At 43.1% G+C, this 25,454-nt stretch carries 20 protein-coding genes, 1 tRNA gene, 1 pseudogene and 1 riboswitch; of the genes and pseudogenes, 15 read left to right on the top strand and 7 right to left on the bottom strand.

Annotated elements, in window-relative coordinates:
- Positions 1-6 precede the first annotated feature (6 nt).
- Positions 7-98: riboswitch (SAM riboswitch) on the top strand.
- A 96-nt stretch (positions 99-194) separates the two neighbouring features.
- From M1D65_RS09930 to M1D65_RS09920, 3 genes are all read left to right on the top strand, one after another.
- Positions 195-1,217, top strand: coding sequence for a 2-hydroxyacid dehydrogenase (locus tag M1D65_RS09930; RefSeq protein ID WP_080332522.1), 1,023 nt, complete (start codon positions 195-197; stop codon positions 1,215-1,217).
- 17 nt (positions 1,218-1,234) lie between these two features.
- Positions 1,235-2,698 (top strand): FGGY-family carbohydrate kinase, encoded by a 1,464-nt coding sequence (locus M1D65_RS09925; RefSeq protein WP_032725875.1) that lies wholly within the window; start codon positions 1,235-1,237, stop codon positions 2,696-2,698.
- Between the two features lie 93 nt (positions 2,699-2,791).
- A complete protein-coding gene (locus M1D65_RS09920; RefSeq protein WP_032725874.1) occupies positions 2,792-4,036 on the top strand; it encodes an MFS transporter in 1,245 nt (414 codons plus the stop codon).
- A gap of 80 nt (positions 4,037-4,116) precedes the next feature.
- Here the strand turns inward: M1D65_RS09920 and M1D65_RS09915 are convergent, their stop codons facing one another.
- From M1D65_RS09915 to M1D65_RS09905, 3 genes are all read right to left on the bottom strand, one after another.
- Entirely contained in the window at positions 4,117-4,650 is a 534-nt protein-coding gene (locus M1D65_RS09915) for a GNAT family N-acetyltransferase (protein WP_015251967.1), read from the bottom strand.
- Between the two features lie 43 nt (positions 4,651-4,693).
- On the bottom strand, positions 4,694-5,464 hold the full coding sequence (locus M1D65_RS09910) for a hypothetical protein (RefSeq protein WP_124073046.1): 771 nt from the start codon (positions 5,462-5,464) through the stop codon (positions 4,694-4,696).
- Between the two features lie 66 nt (positions 5,465-5,530).
- Entirely contained in the window at positions 5,531-5,839 is a 309-nt protein-coding gene (locus tag M1D65_RS09905; protein WP_021481395.1) for a DUF948 domain-containing protein, read from the bottom strand.
- 150 nt (positions 5,840-5,989) lie between these two features.
- Between M1D65_RS09905 and M1D65_RS09900 the strand changes: the two genes are divergently transcribed.
- From M1D65_RS09900 to proB, 4 genes are all read left to right on the top strand, one after another.
- The gene (locus M1D65_RS09900) at positions 5,990-6,706 is read left to right on the top strand and encodes a 3-ketoacyl-ACP reductase (RefSeq protein ID WP_015483302.1); all 717 of its coding nucleotides are present in this window, start codon (positions 5,990-5,992) and stop codon (positions 6,704-6,706) included.
- A 307-nt stretch (positions 6,707-7,013) separates the two neighbouring features.
- The gene (gene rtp, locus M1D65_RS09895) at positions 7,014-7,382 is read left to right on the top strand and encodes a replication termination protein (protein ID WP_003220337.1); all 369 of its coding nucleotides are present in this window, start codon (positions 7,014-7,016) and stop codon (positions 7,380-7,382) included.
- 147 nt (positions 7,383-7,529) lie between these two features.
- The gene (proC, locus tag M1D65_RS09890; RefSeq protein ID WP_010886524.1) at positions 7,530-8,423 is read left to right on the top strand and encodes a pyrroline-5-carboxylate reductase; all 894 of its coding nucleotides are present in this window, start codon (positions 7,530-7,532) and stop codon (positions 8,421-8,423) included.
- Complete coding sequence (proB, locus tag M1D65_RS09885; protein ID WP_187002275.1) at positions 8,420-9,535, top strand: glutamate 5-kinase; 1,116 nt, start codon at positions 8,420-8,422, stop codon at positions 9,533-9,535. Before proC ends, proB begins: the two co-directional genes overlap by 4 nt.
- A gap of 50 nt (positions 9,536-9,585) precedes the next feature.
- Here proB and gltC read toward each other — a convergent pair whose 3' ends face one another.
- Positions 9,586-10,488 (bottom strand): glutamate biosynthesis transcriptional regulator GltC, encoded by a 903-nt coding sequence (gltC, locus tag M1D65_RS09880; RefSeq protein ID WP_004399246.1) that lies wholly within the window; start codon positions 10,486-10,488, stop codon positions 9,586-9,588.
- 146 nt (positions 10,489-10,634) lie between these two features.
- On the opposite strand from gltC, the gene gltB reads away from it, so the two are divergent.
- Together gltB and gltD are read left to right on the top strand one after the other, a co-directional pair.
- Positions 10,635-15,197 (top strand): glutamate synthase large subunit, encoded by a 4,563-nt coding sequence (gene gltB / locus M1D65_RS09875; RefSeq protein ID WP_101502330.1) that lies wholly within the window; start codon positions 10,635-10,637, stop codon positions 15,195-15,197.
- Between the two features lie 16 nt (positions 15,198-15,213).
- The gene (gltD, locus tag M1D65_RS09870) at positions 15,214-16,695 is read left to right on the top strand and encodes a glutamate synthase small subunit (protein ID WP_276352681.1); all 1,482 of its coding nucleotides are present in this window, start codon (positions 15,214-15,216) and stop codon (positions 16,693-16,695) included.
- 56 nt (positions 16,696-16,751) lie between these two features.
- Here the strand turns inward: gltD and M1D65_RS09865 are convergent.
- A pseudogene (locus M1D65_RS09865) lies at positions 16,752-17,740 on the bottom strand (zinc-binding dehydrogenase).
- A gap of 128 nt (positions 17,741-17,868) precedes the next feature.
- Between M1D65_RS09865 and yofA the strand changes: the two are divergent.
- On the top strand, positions 17,869-18,726 hold the full coding sequence (gene yofA, locus M1D65_RS09860) for a LysR family transcriptional regulator YofA (protein WP_125121264.1): 858 nt from the start codon (positions 17,869-17,871) through the stop codon (positions 18,724-18,726).
- Between the two features lie 101 nt (positions 18,727-18,827).
- Here the strand turns inward: yofA and ggt are convergent, their stop codons facing one another.
- Positions 18,828-20,591, bottom strand: a complete 1,764-nt coding sequence (gene ggt / locus M1D65_RS09855; RefSeq protein ID WP_014476980.1) for a gamma-glutamyltransferase — start codon at positions 20,589-20,591, stop codon at positions 18,828-18,830.
- Between the two features lie 184 nt (positions 20,592-20,775).
- Between ggt and M1D65_RS09850 the strand changes: the two genes are divergently transcribed.
- The 3 genes from M1D65_RS09850 to M1D65_RS09840 all read left to right on the top strand — a co-directional run bounded on the left by M1D65_RS09850 (position 20,776) and on the right by M1D65_RS09840 (position 21,993).
- Entirely contained in the window at positions 20,776-21,006 is a 231-nt protein-coding gene (locus M1D65_RS09850; RefSeq protein ID WP_003231472.1) for an excisionase family DNA-binding protein, read from the top strand.
- Between the two features lie 316 nt (positions 21,007-21,322).
- Positions 21,323-21,868 (top strand): site-specific integrase, encoded by a 546-nt coding sequence (locus M1D65_RS09845; RefSeq protein ID WP_003231473.1) that lies wholly within the window; start codon positions 21,323-21,325, stop codon positions 21,866-21,868.
- A gap of 52 nt (positions 21,869-21,920) precedes the next feature.
- A tRNA-Arg gene (locus M1D65_RS09840) sits at positions 21,921-21,993 on the top strand.
- 93 nt (positions 21,994-22,086) lie between these two features.
- Here the strand turns inward: M1D65_RS09840 and iseA are convergent.
- The gene (gene iseA, locus M1D65_RS09835; protein ID WP_004399558.1) at positions 22,087-22,632 is read right to left on the bottom strand and encodes a DL-endopeptidase inhibitor IseA; all 546 of its coding nucleotides are present in this window, start codon (positions 22,630-22,632) and stop codon (positions 22,087-22,089) included.
- 286 nt (positions 22,633-22,918) lie between these two features.
- Between iseA and M1D65_RS09830 the strand changes: the two genes are divergently transcribed.
- Positions 22,919-24,310: an MATE family efflux transporter gene (locus M1D65_RS09830; RefSeq protein WP_124073053.1), complete on the top strand. Its 1,392-nt coding sequence runs from the start codon at positions 22,919-22,921 to the stop codon at positions 24,308-24,310.
- Positions 24,311-24,443: 133 nt separating this feature from the next.
- Complete coding sequence (galM, locus tag M1D65_RS09825) at positions 24,444-25,421, top strand: aldose 1-epimerase (protein WP_124073054.1); 978 nt, start codon at positions 24,444-24,446, stop codon at positions 25,419-25,421.
- Positions 25,422-25,454 lie beyond the last annotated feature (33 nt).

Raw genomic sequence — 25,454 nt, 5'->3', positions numbered from 1 at the left:
CAACATTTTCTATCCAGAGAGGTGGAGGGACTGGCCCTATGAAACCTCGGCAACATTATTGTGCCAATTCCAGCAAGCGTCAGCTTGAAAGATAGGAAAGCAAGGTTTATACCGGCGTCTGCCTGTAACAGAGCGCGCCTATATATGAATCTCTTTCCATCTGCGGAAAGAGATTTTTTTTATGAAAAAATACGATGAAAAGGATGTTTTGCACCATGACGGTTTTGGTTACAGCACCGTACAACGAAGAAGGACGAAAAGAGCTAGAAAACTTGTTTGACTCAGTTGCTTATCAATCTTGGAAGGAACAAGGCCGGGCATATCGGGAGGATGAACTCATTCAGCTGCTAAAAGCAACAAATGCGACAGGCTTGATTACTGAACTTGATCAGGTAACAGACAGCGTATTTGCTTCTGTTCCCGAACTTTCATTTGTCGGTGTTTGCAGGGGAATGCCCTCCAATGTGGATGTGGCAGCTGCCTCAAAAAGAGGCATACCTGTTTTTTATACACCAGGGCGGAATGCACAAGCCGTTGCTGAAATGTTTATTGGAAATGTGATTTCCTTTCTGCGCCATACCAGCGCCTCGAATCAATGGCTGAAGGATGGAAAGTGGAACAGTGATTACCTGCAGGCTTATGTCAAATTTAAAGGAAATGAATTAACAGGAAAAACGGTTGGCATGATTGGGTTCGGGGCGGTTGGCCAAAGGATTGCAAAACTGCTGACTGCGTTTGACTGTAAAATAAATTATTACGATCCATTCATTCAAGACGATCATCCGCTGTATGAAAAAGTATCTCTTAAAACGGTGTTTTCAGACAGTGATATCGTTTCTGTCCATCTGCCTCGTACTGAGGAAACACTTGGATTTATTGATCGGAAGTATTTTGATCTGATGAAACAGAGTGCGATTTTCGTCAATACTTCAAGAGCAGTTGTTGTAAACCGTGAAGATCTTTTATCTGTATTAAAAGAACACAAAATCAGAGGTGCGATATTAGACGTTTTTTATCATGAACCTCCAGAGGAATCAGATTATGAATTGATTTCATTGCCTAATGTTCTGGCAACACCGCATCTCGCTGGAGCAACATTTGAAGTGGAGGATCATCACGTGACGATACTGAATAAAGCCCTCAAAAAGTGGAAGGGTGAAAAAACTCTTAATATTCCGACAATGTATAACAAGGACGAACTGAAAACAGGGGTATAAGAAAGGAGGCTAACAGAATGAAAAAACAAAAAGGCTATCTCGTTTTTGATATTGGCACAGGCAATGCGAGGGTAGCGGTCGTGAGTGTAACTGGCAGTGTTCTAACAGTTGAACGGGAGGACATCGTGTATTCCACAGAGACGCTTTACCCGGACAGCCGTTATTTTTCTCCTCAGGTGCTGTGGAAGCAGGTGATGAATTTGGCAAAACGTGTGCTATCCCGTTCGTGTGATATTGACATCATTGGTTTGACATCGACGAGTCAAAGACAGGGGATTGTTCTGATCGATCAAAACGGCGATTCTTTTCTTGGGCTGCCGAACATCGATAACCGCGGTCGAGAGTGGGAGGCGAGCATTCCCGATCGGGAAGAGATATACAGCCGCACAGGCCGCCTGCCAACCGCACTTTTTTCCGCGCTCAAGCTTTATGGATTAAAACAGCGCCAGCCCTCTTTATGGGAAAAGACTGCAAGCTTTACTAGCATCAGTGATTGGGTGACGTACCAACTGAGCGGAATATTAACATATGAACCATCACAGGCAACAGAAACCCTGCTGTTTGATGTGAAGCAAAACACTTGGTCAGAAGAGATGTGCGACATATTCGGCTTTTCTCCATCTATCCTTCCGCCTCTTGTAAGAGCGGGAACAGCAATTGGAACGATAGCAAATGAATATGCATCCGAATTAGGCCTTTCAATAAATGCTAAGGTTATAGCAGGGGGCGGGGATACACAGCTAGCTGTCAAAAGCACCGGAGCTGGACTTGAGGACATTGTCATTGTATCAGGGACAACAACGCCAATAACCAAAATTACTGCGGATCATGGCGACACAAAACATAAAGCCTGGCTGAACTGTCATACGGATCAAGGGCATTGGCTTGTGGAAACGAATCCGGGAATTACCGGCTTGAATTATCAAAAATTAAAACAGATTTTTTATCCGAATGAAACGTACGAAGTAATGGAGGAGGAGATTTCTGCACTTGCAAAAGAAGACCATGCATGTGTAGCGGCTCTCGGCTCTTATTTATCGGCTGAAAAGAATGCGTTAACGAGAGGCGGTTTTCTTTTTGATGCCCCGCTGTCAGCACATTTAAAGAGGGCACATTTTGTACGTGCAGCGCTAGAAGAGATCGCATTTTCAATTAAATGGAACTTTGACATTTTAACAGAGGTTACTCCGTTTGAACGTGACTATGTTTGGGTGTGCGGAGGGGGATTCCAAAGCAAAGCGCTCACTCAATATATCGCGGATCTTCTTCAAAAAAAGGTCTATGTCCAAGAGGGATATCATCAGGCATCTGTTGTTGGAGCTGCAGTCATTTGCAATGAAACCTTTCAATTAACGGAGGAGATGTCAGCAAATGTCCGGGTGATCGAACCGAAGGACTGTCAGACAGAATTGGCTTTATATGAGAAATGGAAGCAAACACAGCGCTTTTTTTCAGGTTCAGAAAGCAAAGTATTGATTTAAGGCGGCATTTTTGCTGTTTTGAGGAATCATTTAATTTTCAACTTTAATAAGGTAATACGGTAATGAATATAAGCATCTAAGGAGGAGACAGATATGTTGGATAAAATAGGAATACCGAAGCGGCTTGCCTGGGGATTTTTAGGGGTTGTTTTGTTTATGATGGGAGATGGCCTTGAACAAGGCTGGCTCAGTCCTTTTTTGATCGAAAACGGGCTCACCGTTCAGCAGTCCGCTTCCATTTTTAGTATATACGGAATTGCGCTTGCCATAGCTTCCTGGTTTTCGGGTGTATGTCTCGAAGCATTTGGCGCAAAACGAACGATGTTTATGGGGCTGTTGTTTTATGTGATCGGTACAGCTGCTTTTATCGTATTTGGATTTGAACAGCTGAACCTGCCAGTGATGTATGTGACTTACTTCGTAAAAGGGTTAGGTTACCCGCTTTTTGCTTACTCTTTCTTGACATGGGTCATTTACAGAACACCGCAAAGCAAACTGAGCACTGCTGTCGGCTGGTTTTGGATTGCATATTGCCTCGGCATGTTTGTGTTCGGCGCTTGGTACTCAAGCTACGCGATCAAAGCGTTCGGTTATTTGAATACGCTTTGGAGCTCTATTTTCTGGGTATGTCTCGGTGCATTTTTTGCATTGTTTATCAATAAAGACCGTTTTGAAAAGAAGAAAAGAAAAAGATCAGAAACAGCCGAGGAGCTTTTAAAAGGGGTTACGATTCTATTTACAAATCCGCGCGTGCTTACAGGCGGAATCATCAGAATCATCAACAGCATTGGTACATATGGTTTTCCAGTCTTTTTGCCGATGCACATGGCCCAGCATGGAATTTCAACCAATGTGTGGCTGCAAATTTGGGGAACGATTTTCCTGGGGAACATTGTGTTTAACCTTATCTTTGGTATTGTCGGCGATAAATTCGGCTGGAAAAATACTGTTATTTGGTTCGGCGGAGTCGGCTGCGGCATTTTCACCCTCTTATTATACTACGCACCTGTTTTCTCCGGCGGAAGCTTAGCGGTTGTCAGCGTGATCGGCTTTATTTGGGGCGGTTTGCTGGCAGGCTATGTGCCTATTGGTGCAATTGTGCCGACGGTGGCAGGAAATGATAAAGGGGCAGCCATGTCTGTATTGAATTTGGCTGCAGGTTTATCAGCGTTTGTCGGCCCCGCACTCGCTTGGCTGTTCATCGGTCTCGTCGGCGCGCAAGGTGTCGTCTGGATCTTTGCGGCCCTTTACCTTGCAAGTGCGGTCTTGACGAAATGTATTCATATACCTGAAGAAAAAGCAGTTAAGGAGGAAACATCTCCTCAATATGCATCTTAATTAGAAAGCGCCCTGTTTGAGGGGCGCTTTTTTATCTTTTTAAAGGAAAAGGGATGTGCGCACAGACCAAGAGAATGCCGTCATTCTCTTGGTTTTACAATAGAATACACATTTGTATCATATGGAGTACCATTTTGATACATGTACTGTCTTAAAACACCTTCTTTTTGAAACCCCATTTTTAGGAGCAGACGATTTGATGCATCATTAGCAGTAAATACAACTGCGCCAATACGCGACAGTCCAAGGGCAGAAAATCCGTAAGATACGACCTTTGAAATGACTTCTGATGCAAAACCGTTTCGCCAATGCTCCGGGATGATTTCATAACCGATTTCCGCGCGCCTATGCTTTTGGGCCAGAGCGTGAAAGCCTATTGTTCCGATCAGTTCTTTAGTGTCCCGTCTTTCAATTCCCCACCGTATACCGCGTTTTTCTTGATAGAGGGCAGCAAACGTTTGAATCATTGAAATGGCCTGTTCTATAGATTCCATGTTTTCAAGCCCATAATAGCGTGTCACCTCATCGTTTGAGAAACAAGCAAAAATGGCTTCCGCGTCCTGATCTGTGATTTGCCTAAGTATAAGCCGATCCGTTTCTAATATAGGAAACATTCAACCACTCCCCACGTTTGTGTTTTTGTTTATCATATCCCTTTTATTTCCTCTTTTCTATAGCGAAATCAACCAATGCAGCAAAGGAACGAATTTGTGTTTCTAGTTGCTCTTTGTTTTTGCTGAATTGTTTCAAACGATGGCCGTTCGCGCCTGATGGATGGGGAAAGCCGTTAAGGCAAATCAAATTCTGGAGGCTGTGTTGTCTGATCAATGTTTCACATACTGTTTCGGCCGCTTTTCCTAACGGAATGAGAAGAGCTGGTCCCGTCACATGGTTAAGCTCCGCAGGGAAGTGCCCAAAAGCATAGGTGCTTAGGATAGGAGAATGAGTGATAGCCGGTTTGTATCCGGTATAGTTTTTTTGCTGGATAAAGACAGGATATTTAATAACGGAAGTTGTATGGAGCATATACCGTAATTCTCCAAAAAGCTTTGCGGCGCTTTGAATGCCGAAAGCTTGCGGCAGCCCGCATAAATCCAGCATGGTGATAAGGTTATGTCTCATCGACCCGGAGAAACCCGCTGCTATTTTTGTATCTACCGCCATTTGCTCAAGAGTGCGGCCTTGCCGCAGACTTTCGACTGCTGTTTCGTACGCTGTTTTCATCTGGGAAAAACCCGGCGTGATCCCGGCAATCACAATCGTAGCAGTCCGATTGATATATTCATTATGAGGTGAATAGTAGATGTCAAGTTCATTTTCTTTATGGAGATGAAATGGAGAAATAAGTAAATCCGACTTTGTAAGTGAAGAGGGAAGAGAATGTAGTTTTTCTGCGAACTCCTTTAAGCAACTGTGGTTTACAATCATGCGAAAGCCTCCTCAAAAAATGATATCCCATTGTCCATTCTGATCGAAACAACGGGATATCATTCATCATGACCTGCTATTTAAATGACCAGCCTGCCACACCTCTTTAACAGCTTTAGGAACTTCTTTTACTTCAGCTGCGGTCTGCTGAAACGCGGATTTTTTCATTTGGACATCCTGCTGAATCTTCTTTTGTTTTTGCGTCAGCAGCTCTGTTTCTGTTTTTAATCCTTCGATTTGTTTTTGCATAGCCTGCGTAACAGAGGAAAGCTCCTTTAGTGCAGGGTCCATTTTTTTCTTGTTTTGAATCACGGTAACTCCTAAGAAGATAATAGAAACTGCTAATACTGCAAGACTGATATAAACAATAATCATATGTTCACTCCTTTTCTTATGTCATTACCCTGTATCCGTTTTTTTAATCAGAAGAAATGATATTTACACAGTTCGTTTGATTTGCGTATTGGATGTATTGTACTTATAATGTGATATCGTACATATGTAAACAAAGAAAGGGTGCTTCAATTGCAAAATTTACAACATAAAACTGCACTAATCACAGGCGGAGGCAGAGGAATTGGCCGCGCTACTGCTTTGGCGCTTGCCAAAGAAGGCGTGAATATCGGGTTAATTGGCCGGACTTCCGCTAATGTAGAAAAAGTGGCTGAAGAAGTCAAAGCGCTTGGTGTAAAAGCTGCATTTGCTGCTGCAGATGTAAAAGATGCCGATCAGGTTAACCAAGCTGTAGCTCAAGTGAAGGAACAGCTCGGTGATATCGATATTCTCATTAATAATGCCGGCATCAGCAAATTTGGCGGTTTCTTAGATCTGTCAGCCGATGAGTGGGAAAATATTATTCAAGTCAACCTAATGGGTGTGTACCATGTCACGCGCGCGGTGCTTCCGGAAATGATCGAACGCAAAGCCGGAGACATCATTAATATTTCGTCTACAGCGGGTCAAAGAGGAGCTGCTGTAACAAGTGCTTACAGCGCTTCTAAATTTGCCGTTCTCGGGTTAACAGAGTCTCTTATGCAAGAAGTGAGAAAACATAATATCAGAGTCAGCGCGTTAACGCCGAGCACTGTCGCTAGTGATATGTCTATCGAATTGAACTTAACAGACGGTAATCCTGAAAAAGTTATGCAGCCTGAGGATCTTGCTGAGTACATGGTGGCACAATTGAAATTAGATCCTCGTATTTTCATCAAAACAGCGGGATTATGGTCAACAAATCCTTAAAAATGAAAACCTGTCTTTCGACAGGTTTTTTTATTTGTTTATTTGAGTGAAATCCGTACCGGTAAAATGAGATATGTAAACCCTGGCAATCGTTTAAATTGAAGATAGCAGTAAATGCAGGCTATAATAGAACTAAGAAAACTATGTACCAAATGTTCAGTTGAAATTTATTTTTTCCGCTACACCTATAATCAGTAAACATGAAATGACTGGACTATCAGTCTTTAATATAAAGAAGGAAAACAATAAAAGAAAATTGAATATTTAGTACATAGTGTTGTCAGTGACAGAAGAAGGAGTGCATATGATGAAAGAAGAAAAAAGGAGTTCAACAGGCTTTTTAGTGAAACAGCGCGCATTTTTGAAGCTTTATATGATAACGATGACAGAGCAAGAGAGACTCTATGGGTTAAAGCTGCTTGAAGTACTTCGGTCTGAATTTAAAGAGATTGGTTTTAAACCAAATCATACAGAAGTATACCGGTCTTTGCATGAGCTTCTTGATGACGGGATACTAAAACAAATTAAAGTAAAAAAAGAAGGGGCTAAGCTCCAGGAAGTCGTCCTCTATCAATTTAAAGATTACGAAGCCGCCAAGCTATATAAAAAACAGCTGAAGGTAGAGCTGGATCGCTGTAAAAAACTGATTGAAAAAGCCCTCTCAGATAATTTTTAATAGAAACAAACACCCGGCGCAGCAGTGTGAACCGGGTGTTTTCTGCTTTTCATTATACATATTTGTCGAAAAGAAACAATACAAATCAATGATGACCTTCAAACTTGACATCATTTCCTCACGTGGTAACATTTTAAACGTGTGAAAATGCGAACAAAAAAGCGAACAAAGGAGATGTTACCGATCTTTGATCAAAAGAAAGTAGCCTTTATAGGAGCAGGATCTATGGCGGAAGGAATGATATCAGGTATCGTTCGTGCCAACAAAATCCCGAAACAAAACATCTGCGTTACAAACCGCAGCAATACAGAGCGATTAACTGAACTTGAACTTCAATATGGCATTAAAGGCGCCTTGCCGAACCAACTATGTATTGAAGACATGGATGTGCTCATTTTGGCAATGAAGCCAAAAGACGCCGAAAACGCTCTGTCATCACTAAAATCACGTATTCAACCCCATCAATTAATATTGTCGGTCCTTGCCGGCATAACTACCTCTTTTATTGAACAATCATTGCTTAATGAACAGCCGGTTGTCAGAGTGATGCCTAACACTTCCAGTATGATTGGCGCTTCTGCAACAGCTATTGCCCTTGGCAAATATGTGTCGGAAGACCTGAAGAAGCTGGCCGAAGCATTGCTCGGATGCATGGGCGAAGTCTATACAATCCAAGAAAATCAAATGGATATATTCACCGGAATTGCAGGCAGCGGACCCGCGTATTTTTATTATTTAATGGAATTCATTGAAAAGACAGGCGAGGAAGCGGGCCTCGATAAACAGTTATCTCGAAGCATCGGCGCACAGACACTTTTAGGTGCCGCAAAAATGCTCATGGAAACAGGAGAACATCCTGAGATCTTAAGAGATAATATCACGTCACCGAACGGAACGACAGCAGCGGGGCTGCAAGCCTTGAAAAAGAGCGGCGGCGGAGAAGCGATTTCTCAAGCAATAAAGCATGCTGCTAAGCGTTCAAAGGAAATCAGCGAAGATATCGAAAAAACTGCAGCGCCGCTATCAGGAGTGATAAAGTGACGCCTGATACAAGCATGAAAAGAGTCGTTGTGAAGATTGGAAGCAGTTCATTAACAAGCCTTCATGGAGAAATCAGCATTCGAAAATTAGAAGCGTTGGTCGACCAGGTCGTCAAACTCAAAGACGCCGGTTATGAAGTGATTTTGGTTTCCTCAGGCGCAGTGGCGGCGGGATATCGGAAGCTCGGATTTATCCAAAGGCCCGAGAAGCTTCCAGAAAAACAAGCATCAGCTTCAATCGGCCAGGGATTGCTGATGGAGGCTTATTCAAAGCTGTTTTTGGCACACGGCTATGTCGCATCCCAAATTTTAATTACGAGAAGCGATTTTTCTGATGAATATCGATACAACAATGTCAGGAATACAATGAATGTACTGCTCGAGCGCGGCATCATCCCGATCATAAACGAAAATGACACAGTTACCGTCAATCGGCTCAAGTTTGGCGACAATGATACGCTCGCAGCAAAAGTCGCAGGATTGATTGATGCAGATATGCTTGTGATTTTATCAGATATAGACGGATTATATGACGGCAATCCGCGCACAAATCCAGAAGCGAAAAGGATACAGCGGGTGAGTGAAATAACACCTGACATCGAAGCATGCGCAGGTGACACTGGAAGCATGGTTGGCACCGGCGGCATGCGCTCTAAGCTTGATGCGTTTAAAATCGTAATGGCGTCTGGCATTAAAGGTTTCCTAGGTCAGGCAGATGCTGGCGATATTTTATACCACGCCGTTCATGAACAGGCGGAAGGCACCTATTTTGAAGCAGAAGGAACGCTTCCGTTGAATCAAAAGGAGCAATGGATCGCTTTTAATTCCGGTCCGGAAGGTGAAATGATTTTATCAGATGATTGTTCACGAAAAATAACAAACGGCCAATCGAGTTTATACCTGGACGGTGTACAGAAGATTAAAGGGAAATTCAAAAGCGGTTCAGTTGTTCGGCTGATGGATTCAAAAGGGACGGAAATCGGCCTTGGAATCGTCAATTACTCTTCTGTACAGCTTCAAGAACCGGAAAAGAAAAAGGAACTGACAAACAGAGCTCTAATTGATCAAGAAGCATTTGTTTGCCATGTGGATTTTTCTTTACCTGTAAATTAATTTGCAGAAAAAAACCCGAAGCTTCTATATAGAAGCTCGGGTTCATTTTTTTATTGATACTGCTCCAGCTTAGAGAAAAATTGAATGACAAACTCATAAAAATCATTCGCGGAAGGCGCAAGCTCTCTATTTTTCGGTTTAATGATTCCGACAGTCCGTTTTACTTGAGGGAACTCAATTGGAATTTTCACAGTAAAACGAGGTGTTGTTTCAGCAAAAGTACTTTCAGGCAGAAGGGTAACGCCCATTCCTGCGGACACTAACCCTTTGATAGCATCCAAATCCTCACCCTCCGTGGAAACGAGAGGAGCAAAGCCTGCTTGTTTGCAAGTATCGATTGCCATCTCTCTAAGTACAAATCCTTCCGGGAACAATACAAATTGGTCGTTGCGCAAATCGATTAAATGAACCGTTTTTTGTTTAGCAAGCGGATGATTTAATGGAACAAGCGCGTAAATTTTTTCAGTAAATAATATTTTTCCCGTTATGTCAGAGAAATTCGTCGGCACCGGTCCTAATAAGGCCAGATCAATATCGCGGTTTCTGACAGCTTCAATCAGAAACTTATAGGAGCCTTGGCGCAGCAAAAATTCGACGTGCGGATATTCTTCTTTAAACGCTGAAATGACAGTCGGCAAAAGCTGGCTGGCGAGGCTTGTAGGAAAGCCGATCTTTACCGTTCCGCGATGCGGGTCAAGATACTCATCAATTTGCTCTTTCGCATAATCAATGGCTTTCATCGCCGTTTTCACATGAATCAAAAATTCTTTTCCGATTGGCGTGAGTTTGATATTTCTCCCTTCACGCTCAAATAAGGTCACATTTAATTCTTCTTCAAGATTGGCAATTTGTCTGCTGATTGCTGATTGGGCCACATGCAAATGATCAGCGGCTTCTGAAACGTGTTCTCTTTCAGCCACCTCCATGAAATAACGCAGTTGGCGCAGCTCCATGTTTGTCTCACATCCATCTATCTCATTTTGAGATTCTTTTGATCTAAATTATATATTGTTTATATCGTTTTGAAAACCTACAATGATTATAGAGTTGTTAGATTTTATGACCGGTATTATCGGAAATTGATCGGGGGAGAGAAATTATGACGTACAATCAAATGCCAAAAGCTCAAGGTCTCTACCGTCCTGAATTTGAACATGATGCATGCGGAATCGGCCTATATGCACACTTAAAGGGCAAGCAGACTCACGCCATTGTCAAACAAGGACTTAAGATGCTTTGCCAGCTAGACCATAGAGGAGGGCAAGGCAGTGATCCGGATACAGGAGACGGAGCCGGCTTACTGGTTCAAATCCCTGATGCTTTCTTTAGAAAAGAGTGCAAAGACATCAATCTGCCAGAAAAAGAACGTTACGGGGTAGGAATGGTCTTTTTCTCACAGAAAGAAGATGAAAGAAAAAAAATTGAAAAGCAAATCAATGCACTGATTGAACAAGAAGGCCAAGTCGTTCTTGGATGGAGAACTGTACCTGTAAATGTCGGAAAAATCGGAACAGTGGCGCAAAAAAGCTGTCCGTTTGTCCGTCAGGTATTTATCGGCGCAAATTCTGATCTAAAGGACAATTTATCTTTTGAACGAAAATTGTATGTCATTCGTAAACAGGCTGAAAATTGGGGAGTAACGGAAGGTCTTGATTTTTATTTTGCCAGTCTTTCAAGCCAGACCATTGTTTACAAAGGCCTTTTAACACCTGAACAGGTTGATGCATTTTATTCTGATCTGCAAGACGAAGCATTCGTTTCTGCTTTTGCGCTTGTTCATTCACGCTTCAGTACCAATACATTCCCTACATGGGAAAGAGCGCATCCTAACCGCTATTTGGTTCACAACGGTGAAATTAACACCCTTCGCGGAAATATCAACTGGATGAGAGCACGTGAGCAGCAATTTGTTTCTGAAAGCTTCGGTGAGGACTTAAACAAGATTTTGCCGATTCTCAATGCTGATGGCAGTGACTCTTCCATTTTGGATAACGCATTTGAGTTTTTTGTGATGGCTGGACGCAAACCGGCACATACGGCAATGATGCTCATTCCAGAGCCTTGGACGGAAAATACGCATATGTCCAAGGAAAAAAGGGCGTTTTACGAGTACCATAGCTCCCTGATGGAGCCTTGGGACGGACCGACAGCCATTTCATTTACTGACGGTAAACAAATCGGGGCAATCCTTGACCGGAATGGTCTCCGTCCGGCCCGTTATTATGTCACAAAAGATGATTATATTATTTTCTCATCTGAAGTAGGCGTTATTGAAGTTGAACAGGAGAACGTTTTATATAAAAACCGCCTTGAGCCTGGGAAAATGCTTTTAATCGACCTGGAAGAAGGCCGTATTATCTCCGATGAGGAAGTCAAAACACAAATTGCAACTGAGTATCCGTACCAAAAATGGCTTGAAGAAGAGCTTGTACAAGTAAATCCTGATCCGGAGTCAAGAGAAGAAGAACAATTTAGTGATCTTCTTACTCGCCAGAAGGCATTCGGATACACATATGAGGATATCCAAAAGTATCTAATTCCTGTTATTAAAGAAGGCAAAGATCCCCTTGGTTCAATGGGGAATGACGCTCCGCTTGCTGTACTTTCTGACCGAGCGCAATCACTGTTTAACTACTTTAAACAGCTGTTTGCACAAGTAACGAACCCGCCAATCGACGCGATTCGTGAGCAGCTTGTCACTTCAACGATGACTTGGCTCGGTGCGGAAGGCGATCTTCTTCATCCAAGTGAACGAAATGTTCGCCGGATTAAACTGTATACACCTGTTTTATCCAATGAACAGTTTTACGCATTGAAAACGATTGTTCATCCTGATTTAAAAAGCCAAAAAATTGATGTGCTGTTTTCAGAGGATCTTGAACGCGGTTTAAAGGACATGTTCACACAAGCAGAGAAAGCCATCAGCCAAGGCGTAAGTTTGTTAATTTTATCAGACAAAAAGATGAACGAACGACTGACACCAATTCCGCCGCTTCTGGCAGTAAGCGCGCTGCACCAGCACTTAATCCGCAAAGGGCTGCGTACGAAGGTCAGCATTATTGTGGAATCGGGAGAAGCACGTGAAGTGCATCACTTTGCAGCGTTAATCGGTTATGGCGCAGATGCGATTAACCCTTATCTCGCTTATGCGACCTACAAGCAGGAAATTGATGAAGGCCGTTTGGATATCAGCTATGAAGAAGCGGTCAGCAAATATGGAAAAAGCATTACTGAGGGCGTCGTAAAAGTGATGTCCAAGATGGGAATTTCAACTGTGCAAAGCTACAGAGGCGCCCAAATCTTTGAAGCGGTAGGAATCAGCCGCGATGTGATCGACCGCTATTTCACAGGTACTGCATCACAGCTAGGCGGCATCGATTTACAAACAATTGCAGAAGAGGCACAGCGCCGCCACCGGGAAGCGTATCAGGATGATTACAGCAAAACGCTTGAACCGGGAAGTGACTTCCAATGGAGAAATGGCGGAGAGCATCATGCGTTTAATCCGAAAACGATTCATACTTTGCAATGGGCGTGCCGCAGAAATGATTACAGTCTGTTTAAACAGTATACAAAAGCGGCTGATGAAGAACGCATCGGATTTTTGCGGAACTTGTTCGCATTTGACGGAAACCGCAAGCCTTTGAAGTTGGAGGAGGTTGAATCCGCTGAATCGATTGTCAAACGTTTTAAAACGGGTGCGATGTCATTCGGTTCCTTGAGTAAGGAAGCGCACGAAGCTTTAGCAATCGCAATGAACCGTCTTGGAGGAAAAAGCAACAGCGGTGAAGGCGGAGAAGATCCCAAACGCTTTGTTCCAGATGAGAACGGCGATGATAGAAGAAGTGCGATCAAACAAATTGCATCCGGACGGTTTGGTGTCAAAAGCCATTACCTTGTCAATGCTGATGAGCTGCAGATTAAAATGGCTCAAGGTGCTAAGCCGGGTGAAGGCGGGCAGCTTCCTGGCAACAAGGTATATCCATGGGTTGCCGATGTCCGCGGGTCAACGCCAGGTGTCGGATTAATCTCACCTCCGCCACACCATGACATTTATTCGATTGAGGATTTAGCCCAGCTGATCCACGATTTGAAAAATGCCAACCGTGACGCAAGAATCAGCGTAAAGCTGGTGTCAAAAGCAGGTGTAGGAACAATCGCTGCAGGTGTTGCCAAAGCGACTGCAGATGTCATTGTGATCAGCGGCTATGACGGAGGTACAGGCGCTTCTCCGAAAACCAGTATTAAACATACAGGGCTTCCGTGGGAGCTTGGCCTTGCAGAAGCACATCAAACACTAATGCTGAACGGACTTCGTGACCGTGTTGTATTAGAAACAGACGGAAAGCTCATGACGGGCCGCGACGTTGTGATGGCTGCCTTGCTCGGCGCCGAAGAATTTGGTTTCGCAACGGCTCCGTTAGTTGTACTCGGCTGTGTCATGATGCGTGCCTGCCATTTGGATACATGCCCTGTCGGTGTAGCGACACAAAATCCAGAGCTTCGCAAAAAGTTCATGGGAGATCCTGACCATATTGTGAACTATATGCTGTTCATTGCCGAAGAAGTTCGTGAGTATATGGCTGCGTTAGGCTTCAAGACATTTGATGAAATGATCGGCCGCACTGATGTACTTCATGTAAGTGAACGGGCGAAGGGGCACTGGAAAGCAAGCCAGCTTGATTTGTCTACACTTCTTTATCAGCCTGAAGGGGTGCGGACGTTCCGATCGCCGCAAAATCATAAAATTGATCAATCGCTTGATATCACAACAATTCTCCCGGCTGTACAAGAAGCCATCGAATCTGGAAAAGAAGCTGATATTTCGATTGAAATCAATAATACAAATCGTGTAGCCGGAACGATAACCGGCAGTGAAATCTCAAAGCGTTACGGAGAAGAAGGTCTTCCTGAAGATACAATCAAGCTGCACTTTACCGGATCAGCCGGCCAAAGCTTTGGAGCTTTCGTTCCTAAAGGGATGACGCTTTATTTGGACGGAGACTCAAATGATTACGTCGGAAAAGGGCTTTCTGGCGGAAAAATCATCGTCAAGTCACCAGAAGGATTCAACTCTGCTTCGGATGACAATGTCATTATCGGCAACGTGGCTTTTTACGGTGCGACAAGCGGAGAAGCATATATTAACGGACGTGCTGGTGAACGCTTTGCCGTTCGAAACAGCGGTGTGAACGTAGTTGTAGAAGGTATTGGCGACCACGGCTGTGAATACATGACTGGCGGCAGCGTTGTCGTTCTCGGTGATGTAGGCAAAAACTTTGCGGCAGGTATGTCCGGCGGAATCGCTTATGTACTGGCCGAAGATGTCAAAGCGTTTAAACGCAAATGCAACCTTGAGATGATTTTATTTGAATCATTAGAGGATGAGAAAGAAATCCAGCAAATCAAAGCAATGCTTGAAAGACATACTGCGTATACAAACAGCCAAAAAGCAGAAGATCTGCTAGATCAATGGGAAGACAGTGTGAAAAAATTCGTCAAAGTCATTCCGAAAAACTATAAACAAATGCTCGCAAGCATCGAAGAGCAAAAAGCTGCAGGTTTATCAGATGAAGAAGCCATCATGTTCGCTTTTGAGGCCAACACGAAGCCAAAGCAGAATACAGCAGCATCGGGACAAAAACAAGCGGTAGTACAGTAAGGAAGGGGAGAGGAACATGGGGAAACCAACTGGATTTATGGAGATCAAACGAGAAAAACCTGCGGAGCGGGACCCTCTCACTCGCTTAAAGGATTGGAAAGAATATTCTGCTCCTTTTTCAGAAGAAGCATCGAAACGGCAGGGGGCGCGGTGCATGGATTGCGGTACACCGTTTTGCCAGATCGGTGCGGACATTAACGGATTTACATCCGGCTGTCCGATTTACAACTTAATTCCTGAATGGAATGATCTTGTCTACCGGGGCAGATGGAAGGAAGCATTGGAACGCCTGTTGAAAACAAACAACTTTCCTGAATTCACAGGGCGGGTATGTCCCGCTCCTTGTGAAGGATCATGCACTTTAGCGATTTCAGACCCGGCCGTATCAATTAAAAACATCGAGCGGACCATTATCGATAAAGGATTTGAGAACGGCTGGATTCAACCTAGAATTCCAAAAAAACGAACAGGCAAAAAAGTTGCTATCGTCGGGTCGGGCCCAGCCGGACTGGCGAGTGCTGACCAGCTGAATCAAGCGGGACATTCCGTCACTGTTTTTGAACGAGCAGACAGAGCGGGCGGCCTTTTAACATACGGCATTCCAAACATGAAGCTTGAGAAGGGCATTGTAGAACGCCGAATTAAATTGCTGACGCAAGAGGGAATTGATTTTGTCACGAACACAGAAATCGGTGTTGACATTACAGCTGATGAGCTAAAGGAGCGATTTGATGCTGTGATCTTATGCACAGGCGCTCAAAAACAGCGGGACCTCTTAATTGAAGGACGCGACTCAAAAGGAGTCCATTACGCAATGGACTACCTGACACTTGCAACAAAAAGCTATTTAGATTCTAATTTTAAAGACAAGCAATTCATTGATGCCAAAGGGAAGGATGTCATCGTAATCGGAGGCGGAGATACAGGAGCTGACTGTGTGGCTACTGCTCTGCGTCAAAAAGCCAAAAGCGTGCACCAATTCGGCAAACACCCGAAACTTCCGCCAGCCCGCACGAATGACAATATGTGGCCTGAACAGCCACACGTCTTTACGCTTGAATATGCATACGAGGAAGCAGAAGCAAAATTCGGAAGAGATCCGAGAGAATACTCCATTCAAACGACAAAAATGGTCGCGGATAAAAACGGAAAGCTGAAAGAGCTTCATACCATCCAAATGGAAAAAGTGAAAAATGAGCATGGAAAATACGAGTTCCGCGAGCTGCCTGGAACGGAAAAAGTATGGCCTGCTCAGCTTGTCTTTATCGCTATCGGCTTTGAAGGCACAGAACAGCCGCTGTTGAAACAGTTCGGTGTTGATTCAGTAAATAACAAAATCAGTGCAGCATATGGGGATTATCAAACAAATATCGATGGTGTATTCGCCGCAGGGGATGCAAGAAGAGGCCAAAGCTTAATCGTATGGGCGATTAATGAAGGCCGTGAAGTGGCGCGGGAAGTGGATCGATATTTGATGGGGAGTTCAGTTCTTCCGTAAATAAAGGGGATTATCATATAAGAGAAACCGGTCTGGCTGCCAGCCGGTTTCTTTTTTTATTCCATTACGATCCCGATGTTTCCAAACTGTCTGCCTTCCTGCATTCTTTTATATGCTTCACATGCTTTTTCTAAAGGATATATCCGGTCAATTACAGGCCGCAGCTTATGTTTGTCAATGAAAGCGAGCATAGCTTGAAATTCCTCACCGCTTCCCATCGAGGTTCCCAAAACATTGACCTGAGGAAAGAATAAAGAACGCACCGGAAAACTGAGATTATCCCCTGAGCTTGCCCCAAAGCTGACAATACGGCCATTTGGTTTTACATGGCGGAAGTATTCCGAAAAGAGGGCAGGTCCTATGCTGTCAAGAACAACATCCGCCTTTTTTCCCTGCAACTGCTCATCCCAATTGCTGTAGCTGTCAAATGCGTAATCAGCACCTAATTTCAGCGCCTTTTTTCTTTTCTCCTCACTGCGGGAGGTCACGCTTACTGTTGCCCCAATCGCCTTAGCCATAAATAAAGCGTAGGTTGCAACACCGCTGCCGATGCCGGGTATCAATAGATGCTCGCCTTTTTTTAATTGCCCCTTTGTAAACAAAGCCCGATATGCGGTTAAAGCGGATAAAGGTAGAACGCCCGCTTCTTCCAAGATAAATAAGCAGGTTTTTTGATTGCATTTTGTGAAGGAATGATCACATATTCAGCAAGTGTTCCGTCCGAAGGACCTCCCAGAATCTCAGGTACAGGTGGTACATTCTCTGTCAAATCCCAGTTCAATGTCGGGAAAATGACTACTTCTGTCTGAACAGTAACATTTTTCACGCCTTCACCAATCTCTTCGATGATACCCGCGCCGTCAGAACCCAGTATCATGTGAGGATCTTGTTCAGATTTGTTTTTCATAAGAAACAAGTCACGATGATTCAGGCCTGCAGATTTCAATTTAACCTTTACCTCTCCGTATCCAGGCTTTGTTGATGGAACGTCCTGAACTGATAACCCCAGAAGACCGGCTTTTCCGTTGTGAATTACAGCTTTCATGCTGTCTGCCTCCTCATTGAATTGTATTTTCATATCTTTACATATTTTACATAGCGGTTTTCTTCGAGTAAAATGAACAAATATGATAGCCAATATCACTTTTCATCATAGCAAGCAGGTGAGAGCGCGTGGAAAGCGGAGATTTAAAGATTTTTCAGGCTGTTGCCCGCGAAGGAAGCATAACGAAAGCAGCCCAAATGCTGAATTATGTTCAGTCGAATGTGACAGCCAGAGTGCATAACCTTGAGGAAGATTTGAATATCAGGCTTTTTCATCGAACGAATCGGGGGATGAAGCTGACTGCTGCAGGAGAAAATCTTTTGCAATATGCAGATCAAGTATTATCGCTGTTAGACCAAGCTGAAAAATCGACCCGAATGAGCAGGCAACCAAAAGGGCCTTTGCGGATCGGATCACTGGAAACGACGGCGGTAACGCATCTGCCTGAGCATGCAGCATCCTTCCTCAGGCGTTTTCCTGAAGTGGATTTATCAGTGAACACAGCTGATACGCATCATTTGATTCAACAGGTTCTTGATCATAAAGTTGATGGCGCTTTTGTATATGGGCCGGTTGAGCACGCTGCAGTTAGACAACTCCATGTCTCCCATGATGAATTAGTTTTGATTTCATCACGAGAAGGGACGTCAGAAGACATGCTTCAGCAGCCGATGCTCTTTTTTGGGGCTGGCTGTTCTCATCGTGACAGGGTCAAAAGATTACTAGAGGAAGCAGGCATACACAATCAAAAAATCATAGAGTTTGGCACATTGGAGGCTATTATAAAAGGTGTTTCCGCCGGGATGGGTACGGCGCTGCTCCCAAAGTCCGCTGTTAACTGCTCCGAGCATCGTACAAATGTATGGATTCATCAATTGCCACCAGCATATCAAGACTTAGAGATCGTCTTTATATACAGGAAAGACTTTTTTATTACGAGTGCGTTTCAGACATTTCTTGATGAGATAAACGAAATGAAAAGATGAAGATAGACGTGCATTAGCAGAATAAAGACGTTTGTCAGTTTTTATTTTAAAGATGTGTATAAAAAAACTGTACTCGTTTGAAGCGAGTACAGTTTTTTTATTTATTTACGTTTTAAATTAATGCCGATCGCCGCGCCGTTTCTGCTTGAATCAGCTACGCCTTTAAAGGTGCCGTTTTCATGGTCGATCGATATGCTTTGCACGTTTCCGATATCCACCGGACTTGTGCCGAATTTGTGGCCCATACCGTTCAGCTTGCTGAGGACATCTTTAGGAACTCCGTCTTCGTAACGGTAAGAGCTCATACTGTTTGTGTAAATTCTCGGCTCTTCAACAGCTGCTTTTAATTCCATACCATATTCAATGTGGTAGAGAATGGTTTGCAAAACGGATGAAATAATTGTGGCCCCGCCAGGAGATCCAACAGTGAGGACAGGCTTGTCATCCTTAAATAAAATCGTCGGGGTCATGCTGCTTAAAGGCCGTTTGTTTGGCTGTACTTCGTTAGCTCCGCCTGGTATCGCATCAAAATCCGTTAATTCATTGTTTAAAATAACACCGTAATCAGGGACCATAATACCCGTTCCGAATAGCTGTTCGATTGTTGTTGTGTAAGAAACAACATTTCCCCATCGATCAGCAACTGTAAAGTGGGTTGTTTGGCCTTCTACTTTGTCTTTCGGCTGTTCAACTTGTTTATAGTTTGCTGATCCTTCTTGGTATTTCCAAGGGTCACCGGCTTTCGGTTTTTTATTCACTTGATCTAGGTTGATTAATTGCTGGCGTTCTTTGATATAATCGGGGTGAAGCAGGCCTTTGAGAGGAACATTTACAAATTCGGGATCACCTGCGTAAGACGCACGGTCGGCATATGACAAATGCATCGTTTCAGCAAGCAGCTGATATTTTTCCCATGAGCGGACATCGTATTGTGAAAGGTTAAAATCATCAAGGATTTTTAGCATTTGCAATAAGAAAATACCGCCGGAGCTTGGAGGAGGAGTAGTAGCGATTTGATAGCCTTGATAGTCTCCCCAAATCGGTTCATCAATTGTAATGTCGTAATTTTCTAAATCTTTTTCTGTCATTGATCCGCCGAAATCCTGGACAGTGTCAGAAAGCGTCTTGGCGAATTTTCCTTTATAAAAAGCGTCAGTGCCTTTGGAGCGAATAAGCTTAAATGTTTTAGCCAAATCCTTTTGAATAAGGGTATCTCCTTCTTTAAGCGGTTCGCCATTTGGTAAAAATACATCTTTTGCGGCAGTCCGTGAAAGCTTTTCCTGATAATCAGAAATGGCCTCTGCCAACACCGAATCAATCGGAAAGCCTTTTTCAGCGAGTTTAATAGAAGGGGTAATTAATTGCTTCATAGAACGGGTTCCCCATTTATCCAAGGCTTCTTCCAGCCCTTTCAGAGTGCCTGGAACACCAACGGCAGTACCTTTTGTTACACGTTCAGAGAAAGGAATTGCTTTGCCGTTTTCGTCCAGAAACATATCAGGAGTTGCGCCTGCTGGAGCACGCTCACGGCTGTCGATTATCGTTGTATCCTTCGTTTTTCCGTCATACACCATCATAAAACCGCCGCCGCCAATACCTGACATCATCGGCTCTGTTACATTGAGTGCAAATTGAATGGCAACCGCTGCGTCAATAGCATTTCCTCCTTTTTTCAGCACATCAGCACCGATTTCAGAAGCAAGAGGATGTGCGGTCGCAACCATGCCGTCTTTTCCTACATCTACTTGTTTGTACTCATCGTAGCTTTTGGGCGGTTTTTTAGCTTCCGCGTGAAAAGGGACACTTCCAGCGACTAACAGAACACTAAGCAGAGCTGTTAAACAGACGTTCCACGTTCTTTTCATGTTCTCCCTCCTATATGAAGCTGTATTGTTACAATCTTAGCGTAAAAAAATTACAGCGTTTTCACAAGTGACAAATGGTATATTATATAGTGCATAAAGCCGTTTTTCTGTGCAAAATTGATTATATTGATATGAGCCATGTGCTATATTAGAATCAGCATACGGATTAAGAAGGGACTGCTATATGTATTTAACGATTGAAGAAACAGCAGAATATACAAATCTTTCAGAGGATTATATTAAAAGTTTGGTGCTCGAAGGGAAAATCAGAGCCGTTCATGACGGGGAGCAATTTTTGATTTATAAGGAGCAGTTCAAAACGCATCTCGAACAGCTGGAGAATTACAAAGCACTTGTGCAGGAAATATTAAATGAACCAATCCCGGAAGATATTGATGTAAAGGATGAGGATTAGGACACAATTTGAAATTGTGTCTTTTTTTGTATGTTTTTTGCGGAAGCTCCAGAAAATTGGGAGCGTCAGATTTCGTTTTAAGAGGATTTTTGAGGATTAGTAGGGGGATAAGTATCCAAGAGGTTAAAAGCTTTATAAGAGGCTTTAAAGCTCATTTTATAGGGTGAAGGTTTTAAGAAGCTTTTTTAACAGCTTATGTAACACTATGTATATTATGTTACATAAACGCCGCCGCACTTTGACATTCAACGTTTTTCAGCTATAATAGTAACATAGACCTCAAAACGTTACATAACGGTTTTTAAGGAGTTTTTTGATGCATATTGTACAGCCGATTCGCAGTCTAGAGAAAATCCAAGAAGTCAAACAGTATTTGCTTAACAAAAACAAGCGGGATTATTTTCTGTTTATTTTCGGCATCAACAGCGCGCTCCGCATTTCTGATATTCTGCCGCTGCAAGTGAAGGACGTTCAAAATAAAGATCATTTATGGGCGACTGAAAGCAAAACGAAAAAGAAAAGAAAGATTCTTATTTTAGAATCGCTGAAACAGGAAATATACGAGTATACGAAAGACATGAAGGAAAACGAATATCTTTTTAAATCAGTGCGGACCAGGAAGCCGATTTCCCGCATTCAGGCCTACAGAATTTTAAGAGAGGCCGCTGCGGCGTGCGGACTTGAGGAGATAGGGACGCATACACTCCGGAAAACGTTTGGCTATCATTTTTATCAGCGAACGAAAGACATCGCCGAGCTGCAGAGAATACTGAATCATTCATCACCATCAATTACAATGCGGTATATTGGTATTGATGAAGATACAACAAGAGCCGCGTATAAGGTTTTTGGAGGGCTTTAATACAAATCGCTTGAAAATATTGATCATCAGAGCTACTATATAAATACCAAAAGCTCTAGTAGCACAGCGGATAGTGCAGCAGTTTCCTAAACTGCAGGTCGGGAGTTCGAATCTCTCCTAGAGCGTCATATTCACAAAAAGACAACAGGCACTTTTCGCCTGTTGTCTTTCTTTATGCAGACCAAATAAAAAACGCCCGCTTATACCGGGCGTTATTCTTATATAACTGCGTCAAATTGATTGACTTTCCATTTTTTATTTTCTTTCACAAATGTCACTTTCCGTTTTGCAGAAGGGGATCCGTCTAATGTAGGGACGGTAAATTCGTATGTGATTGTGCTGCCTTTTTTAGAGATCAGTTTAGCAGTTGATTTTTTCCAATTCAAAAGATTGTCTCCGTCACCGATTGGAACAGCAAGTTTTCCTTTTGAAACAGTGAAATGATAATCTTTAAAGCCTTTTTCGATTGCTGTTTTTGTAAAAATAGGAGTTAAATAATTCACCGCTTTTGCTTTAGTGCCTAGATCACTGCACATGTATACATATTGAAGATTTTGATACTCGAATGTGCCTGATGGGCAAACTGCTTTTTTCACCTTCGGATTGTGGCCGCTCATGGTGTTCCAAAAATGTTCTCTAGCGGATAATGCCAACTGTAATGCTTGTTTTTGTGATAAATCGCCTGATGTATTTTTCGCAAATGCATTTGTGCTTAATGACAGAATAAGTGCAATGGTTGTTAGAAATAGAAGACATTTTTTCATTATCGCTCTCTCCTTCAAAATCTCTTTCTCTTATGTTACAAATGTTACAATAATTACGGATAGATTACAATACTTTTGCATAAATTATTTTTTTATTCTTTTACTCACAAAAAATACGCCATTACTTGCTAGTTTATTCTTCATAAGCTAAAAAGATGTGTAAAATTAGAAGAATCGAGAAGGGTTTCATATGTGCAGTGATGAATAATAACATGTTACATATCCTGTTTTTGTCAAAAAATGAGGGCATGTTTAAAAACGATTTCAAATAAAGGAGTCCTTCAATATGGAAACATCACAAGAACCTCTTGTAACTCAAAAGAAAAGCAAACCATCAGTTTGGCGGTCGATGTCACTCTTTTTGGTGCCGCTTCTGCTGAGCAATGTGCTGCAATCAGTCGGCCAGCTAGTCGGGATGATGGCTGTAGGCAGATGGCTCGGTGTTGATGCAGTGGCAGCTGTATCATCCTTTTTCCCGTTATTTTTTCTTTTAATCTCATTTACGATTGGGATCGGTTCAGGAAGTTCGATTCTGATCGGACAAGCATATGGAGCGAAAAATGAGGAACGGCTAAAGGCTGTTGTCGGGACGACGCTCACGTTTACATTTTTATTAGGCGTTGTGTTAGCCGTCATCGGCAGTATTTTCACCCTGGATATCCTTCGTTTAATGGGCACGCCTGAAAATGTCATTCATGTCAGCGCTAACTATGCACGTATTTTATTTTATGCTATGCCGTTTATGTTTTTATATTTTGCATATACTACCTTTTTGCGCGGAACAGGGGATTCTAAGACACCGTTTTATACGCTGATTGTGAGCACGGTCATCAACATCGCGCTTTTGCCTGTTTTAATCCTTGGCATGTTTGGTTTTCCGAAACTGGGCATATACGGCTCGGCATATGCAACTGTCATTTCCACGATTGCGACTTTTCTCGTGTTAATGGTGTATTTACGAAAGCGAAAACACCCGCTGCAATTTGATAAAACAGTGCGTCGTTATTTGAAAATGGATAAGGAACTGCTGGTTCTCCTGCTGCGTCTTGGGATCCCAGCAAGCATCAATATGATTCTTGTCTCATTATCAGAGATAGCGGTTATTTCATTCGTCAATCATTACGGCTCTAATGCAACAGCTGCATACGGAGTGGTCAACCAGGTGGCCAGCTATGTACAGATGCCGGCCGTCAGCCTTGGTATTGCGGTTTCTATTTTCGCTGCGCAATCGATTGGGGCAAACGAGTTTGACCGCTTAAAGCAGGTCATTCGCGTGGGGATTTGGCTGAATTATATCATTGGCGGCGTACTGATCATTCTGATCTATGTTTTTTCACATCAGATTTTATCGTTATTTTTAACCGAGCAAGAGACGCTTTACATTGCACACCGTCTTTTGATGATTACATTGTGGAGCTATTTGCTGTTTGGAAATGCCCAAATTATTTCTGCAACGATGCGGGCAAGCGGAACAGTTTTATGGCCGACCGTCATCAGTATTTTTGCAATCTGGGGAGTAGAGGTGCCTGTCGCTTTCGTCCTTTCTCACTATACAAAGCTTGAAATACTCGGCGTCTGGGTTGGTTATCCAGCTGCGTTTGCCGTCAGCTTGCTGTTGATTTATGGGTATTATCAATTCGTCTGGAAAAAGAAACAAATCACACGTCTCATCCAATAGTCTCCGAATCACACCGTTCATGAGTTTGGACGGTGTTTTTTTATTTGATAGGGGAAAATATAAAATGGAGGAAATATGGCACAGTACATTGAATTCTTATACTAGCAATGAATCAAGGAGAGGTTGAGTAAACATGGCAAACTTTATTGAGAAAATCACGTATTTGGGAACGCCGGCCATCAAAGCGGGCAACGAACATCTAGAAATGATTGTTGTCCCTGAGTGGGGGAGCAACGTCATTTCTCTCGTGGACAAAAAAACAAAAGTCCAGCTTTTGCGTGAACCGGAAACAGCAGAAAGTTTTCACGACACACCAACATTGTATGGCATTCCAATCCTGTTCCCGCCTAACCGCATAGGTGACGGTACATTCAGTTTCCGGGGCAGAACGTATCATTTTGATATCAACGAGAAGGATAAACACAACCATCTTCATGGGTTTCTTTACCATGAAAATTGGAACGTAGTGACCGCGAAGAAAACTGATGAAGAAGTGATTGTTGAAACAGAAATTGATCTTTCTGAACTCCCCCTTGTGTATAAGCAATTTCCTCACCATGCCGTCGTTCGGATGACATACACGATCAAGGGGAATACCCTATTTAAACATGCGACGGTCATGAACAAAGGAAAGGAACCGTTTCCTTGGGGAATTGGTTATCATACTACATTTGTGTTTCCGGCAGAAAGCTCGTTATTCTCCCTGACAGCAGATCAGCAATGGGAGTTGGATGAACGCCTGCTGCCGACCGGGAAACTGATGGATGTACCGAATAAAGAAGCTTTGCATGAAGGAATGGATTTGCGCCACAAGCAGCTGGATGATGTCTTTTTATCTTCTTATCAGAAGAGGGGCGGAGAAAACCAGGCAGTCATTTATCATCAACATGCACATATCAGCATTATTTATAAGGCAGATGAACAGTTTAACCATTGGGTTGTATACAATGCGGACGGAAAACAAGGGTATTTATGCCCTGAACCTTACACATGGGTGACAAACGCTGTGAATCTTGATTTACCTTCGTCACTCACTGGTTTACAAGTGCTGGAGCCGGGAGAAGAAACGACAGCTAAAAGCAGTATCACCATTGAACTGAATCATCAATAGCCAATGATGAAGCGCAGAGAGGCGGGGAAATGA

The organism is Bacillus sp. JZ39 (genome assembly GCF_053903145.1).
The sequence above is the reverse complement of the archived record's forward strand: the minus strand, read 5'-3'. Positions and strand labels throughout refer to the sequence as shown.